Source organism: Streptomyces tricolor (genome assembly GCF_002155905.1).
Taxonomy (GTDB): domain Bacteria; phylum Actinomycetota; class Actinomycetes; order Streptomycetales; family Streptomycetaceae; genus Streptomyces; species Streptomyces tricolor.
The window spans coordinates 1-2,696 of sequence record NZ_MUMF01000997.1; the positions used below are offsets into that span (position 1 = coordinate 1).

Sequence of the window (2,696 nt, forward strand, 5' to 3'; positions counted from 1 at the left end):
AGGCCCCGCCGTCGTCCTCCCCGAGGTCGACCTGCCCGACGTGTACCTGCCCGAGAAGCACGCCCAACTCGCCTTCCTGGAGCGGGCGGTAGCCTTCCCAGAGTGACGACGCCCGAAGAGCTGATCGCGCACTACGACCTCGAACCCATCCCCCGCGAGGGCGGCCTGTTCCGGCGTACCTGGACCGGACCCGAGCGGCCGGACGGCCGCCCGGAGGGCTCGGCCATCGTCGCGCTGCTCACCGCGGCCGACTACTCCGCCCTGCACCGGCTGCCCTCCGCCGAGGTCTGGCACTTCTACCTCGGCGACCCGCTCCACCTCCTGCTCCTCGCCCCCGACGGCACCACCCGCACCCCCGTCCTCGGTCCGGACCTCCGCGCGGGACAGCACCTCCAGCTGACCGTGCCGGCCCGCACCTGGATGGGCGCGCGGGTGGCCGGGGGCGGGTCGTGGACGTTCTTCGGCTGCACCATGGCCCCCGGATTCACCTACGCGGACTACGAGCACGGGAACGCGGCCGACCTCACGGCGCGTTACCCGGCCGAGGCGGCCCTGATCACGGAACTGTGCCGTCCATGACCCTGCTCGACGGACAGACCGCCCTGGTGACCGGCGCGGGAGGTGGTATCGGCCGCGCCATCGCCCTGCGGTTCGCCCAGCAGGGCGCCGCGGTGGCCGTGCACTGCCGTACGGCGTTCGCCGCGGCCACCGACGTGGCCGAGCGCATCCGGGCGGCGGGCGGCGAAGCGGTCGTGCTCCGGGCGGACCTGACCGACGAGGCCGCCTGCCGCCGGCTGATCGAGGAGACGACGGCCTGGTCGGCCGGCCGCCTCACCGCGCTCGTCAACAACGCGGCCGTCCAACCCGTCCAGCCCTTGCCGCGGATGACGGCGGGGGACTGGCGCACGGTCGTCGACACCGACCTCACCAGCGTCTTCGCCTGCACCCAGGCGGCCGCCGCGCACATGCGCGCCCACGGCGGCGGCACCATCACCCACATCGCCTCCATCGAGGCCGGCCACCCGGCCCCCGGCCACGCCCACTACAGCGCGGCCAAGGCGGCGGTGGTCATGCACGCCCGCGCGGCGGCGCTGGAGTACGGACCCGACGGCATCCGCGTCAACACGGTCTCGCCCGGGCTCATCGACCGGCCCGGCCTGGCGGAGGCGTGGCCGGAGGGGGTGCGCCGCTGGCTCGCCGCCGCCCCCGCCGGCCGCCTGGGCCGCCCCGAGGACGTCGCCGACGCGTGCGTGTTCCTCGCCTCCCCGCTCGCGTCCTGGATCACCGGCCACGACCTGGTGGTGGACGGCGGAGTGACGGCCCGTCCGACCTGGTGAGCACTCCGGCGGTTCTCCCCGTACGTATACGGAGGCGCCGGCACGCGCGCGCGTGCCGGTACGGAGGCACCGCGCGGGCGCGCGGGAACGGAGGCTGACGACGGTGCTGCGCGAGGGACACCGACGACCACGACGACAGCCGGGGCGGCCACCTCTGCCCCGGCCCCGGACCGCACGGCGTTCCGGCGCCGTACGCCCGCCCCTGCCCGCTCTCCCGCGCCTGCGGGCCCTGATGCTCCTCCCCGCCCTCCTGTTCGGCCTCCTCCTCGGCACGGCGGCCCCCGCCTCGGCCCACGCCGTCCTGCGCTCCTCGGACCCCGCCGACGGCACCGTCCTGCGCACCGCCCCCCGCCAGGTCACCCTCACCTTCACCGAGTCCGTCGGCCTGCTGACCGACTCGTTCCGGATCTACGACCCCGGCAACCGCCGCGTCCGCACCGGCCCCGCCGGGCACGCCCCCGGCCGCTCCGACACCGCCCGCGTCAGCCTGCCCGCCCGGCTCGCCACCGGCACGTACACGGTCGCCTGGCGGGTGGTGTCGGCCGACAGCCACCCGGTGTCCGGCGCCCTCACCTTCTCCGTCGGCAAGCGCACGGCGGCACCGGTGGCACCGCCGGACCCCGCCGAGAACCGGGCCACCACGGCCCTGCACACCATCGCCCGCTACCTCGCCTACCTCTCCCTGGCCCTGCTCCTGGGCACGGCCGCGTTCGTGGCGTACTGCCGCCCGCCGGCCACGGCCCACCTGCGCGTCCCCGCCCAGGCCGCCGCGGCCACGCTCCTCGTTTCCAGCACCGCCCTGTACCTCCTGCGCGCCCCCTACGAGGAGGCCGCCGCCCCGACGACCGCCTTCTCCCTCTCCGCCCTCACCCACACGGCCACCACCCGTCCCGGCGTCCTCCTGCTGGCCCGCCTGGCGCTGCTGCTCCTGGCCGTCGCCGGCGCGACCCTGCTGCGCACCCGCCGCCTCAGGCTGCCGCGCCGCGCCACCCTCGGCACGGCGGCGGTCCTCGCCGTCGCCCTGGCCCTGACCTGGTCGGCGTCCGACCACGCCTCGGCGGGCATCCAGGTGCCGGTGGCGATCGTCTCGTCCACCCTGCACCTGCTGGCCATGGCGGCCTGGCTGGGCGGACTGGCCGCTCTGCTGTGGACGCTGCGGCACACCCCGGAGCCGGCGGGCCTGCCGGTCTCGGTCCCGGCCCGTTTCTCCCGGCTGGCGTTCGTCTCGGTGACGGTCCTGGTCGTGACCGGCGTCTACCAGTCCTGGCGGGGCCTCGGCTCCTGGCAGGCGCTCACGGACACGACGTACGGCCGTACCCTCCTGGCCAAGCTGGCGGCGGTCACCGCCCTGCTGCTGGC

Annotated in this window: 3 protein-coding genes and 1 pseudogene; all 4 read left to right on the forward strand. The window is 76.2% G+C overall.

All coding sequences use genetic code 11. The features are described 5' to 3' along the window. Positions 1–106 (forward strand): annotated as a pseudogene (locus CCN44_RS47205) (GNAT family N-acetyltransferase); the annotation flags it as partial. After that, positions 103–579 carry a cupin domain-containing protein gene (locus CCN44_RS42260; protein ID WP_059249916.1) on the forward strand — a complete coding sequence of 159 codons (477 nt, stop codon included), beginning with the start codon at positions 103–105 and terminating at the stop codon, positions 577–579. The pseudogene CCN44_RS47205 and the gene CCN44_RS42260, both read left to right, overlap by 4 nt. Continuing rightward, positions 576–1,337: an SDR family NAD(P)-dependent oxidoreductase gene (locus CCN44_RS42265; RefSeq protein WP_086704579.1), complete on the forward strand. Its 762-nt coding sequence runs from the start codon at positions 576–578 to the stop codon at positions 1,335–1,337. The genes CCN44_RS42260 and CCN44_RS42265 overlap by 4 nt, the downstream gene beginning before the upstream one ends. A 232-nt stretch (positions 1,338–1,569) precedes the next feature. Beyond that, positions 1,570–2,696: copper resistance CopC/CopD family protein (locus CCN44_RS42270; RefSeq protein ID WP_167404095.1), on the forward strand; the 1,127-nt coding region annotated here is incomplete at its 3' end.